Here is a 1,323-nt window from a genome sequence, read left to right as displayed (position 1 = left end):
CGAAAATCCGACGCTGGTCCGTGCCTTCGGCATCAACGTGCCGCGGATGATCACGCTGACCTACGGGCTGGGCGTCGGTCTTGCGGCGCTCGCCGGCGTGCTGTCGGCGCCGATCAACCAGGTGCGGCCGCTGATGGGCGCCGACCTGATCATCGTGGTGTTCGCCGTGGTGGTGATCGGCGGCATGGGCTCGATCATGGGTTCGATCATCACCGGCTTCACGCTCGGTGTCGTCGAAGGATTGACCAAATATTTCTACCCCGAGGCCTCCAACACCGTGGTGTTCGTGCTGATGGTGCTGGTGCTGTTGGTGAAGCCTTCGGGCCTGACGGGACGGGCTGCCTGACATGACCTCGATTACAGATAGTTCGATCCCGACCACCAGCCGCCGCGCGGTGCGCGACGAAATGATCGCGCTGGCTCTGATGACCGCGGTGCTGGCCATCGTGCCGCTCACCGGCGTCTATCCGTTCTTCGTGATGCAGGGCCTGTGCTTCGCGCTCTTGGCCTGCGCCTTCAATCTGCTGATCGGCTACGGCGGCCTGTTGTCGTTCGGCCACGCGATGTTCCTCGGCACCGCCGGCTATGTCACCGGCCATGCACTCAAGGTCTGGGGCCTGTCCCCGGAACTCGGGATCATCGTGGGGATGGCGGGCGCTTTCGTGCTCGCGGTGATCACCGGCCTGATCGCGATACGCCGCCAGGGCATCTATTTCGCGATGATTACGCTGGCGCTGTCGCAGCTGTTGTACTTCATCTATCTGCAGGCGCCGTTCACCCATGGTGAAGACGGCATCCAGGGCATCCCTCAAGGCAAGATGTTCGGCTTCATCGATCTGTCGAAGACCGATACGCTGTACTACGTCATCCTGGTCGGCTTCCTGATCGGCTTCCTGATCATCTACCGCGCCATCAACTCGCCGTTCGGCGAGGTGCTGAAGGCGATCCGCGAGAACGAGCCGCGGGCGATTTCGCTGGGCTACAAGACCGACCAGTACAAGCTGCTCGCGTTCATCCTGTCCGGCACGCTGGCCGGCTTCGCCGGCGCGCTGAAAGTGTTCGTGGCGCAGAACGCCTCGCTGACCGACGTGCACTGGTCGATGTCGGGCGAAATCGTGCTGATGACGCTGGTCGGCGGCCTCGGCACCGTGTTCGGTCCAGTGGTCGGCGCCTTCGTGATCATCGCCATGCAGCAATATCTTGCCGGTTTCGGCCAGTGGGTGACGGTGATCCAGGGCGTCATCTTCGTCGCCTGCGTGCTGACCTTCCGCCGCGGCATCATCGGCGAGATCGCGCATCTGTATAGGCGGTCGCTGTAGGGCG

The 1,323-nt window shown here is 63.1% G+C and carries 1 protein-coding gene and 1 pseudogene; both read left to right on the top strand.

The window, feature by feature from the left end; translation table 11 throughout:
* Window positions 1-346, top strand: a pseudogene (locus I5M_RS06715) (branched-chain amino acid ABC transporter permease); the annotation flags it as partial.
* Between the two features lies 1 nt (window position 347).
* Window positions 348-1,319 carry a branched-chain amino acid ABC transporter permease gene (locus I5M_RS06710; RefSeq protein ID WP_022720694.1) on the top strand — a complete coding sequence of 324 codons (972 nt, stop codon included), beginning with the start codon at window positions 348-350 and terminating at the stop codon, window positions 1,317-1,319.
* Window positions 1,320-1,323 lie beyond the last annotated feature (4 nt).

The sequence above is a fragment of the Rhodopseudomonas sp. B29 genome, from assembly GCF_000333455.1.
Classification (GTDB): domain Bacteria; phylum Pseudomonadota; class Alphaproteobacteria; order Rhizobiales; family Xanthobacteraceae; genus Rhodopseudomonas.
This window is presented reverse-complemented; position numbering and strand designations above follow the sequence as displayed.

Coding starts and splice junctions, on each gene's coding strand:
- I5M_RS06710 (WP_022720694.1), top strand. CDS start 348: ATGACCTCGATTACAGATAGTTCGATCCCGACCACCAGCCGCCGCGCG.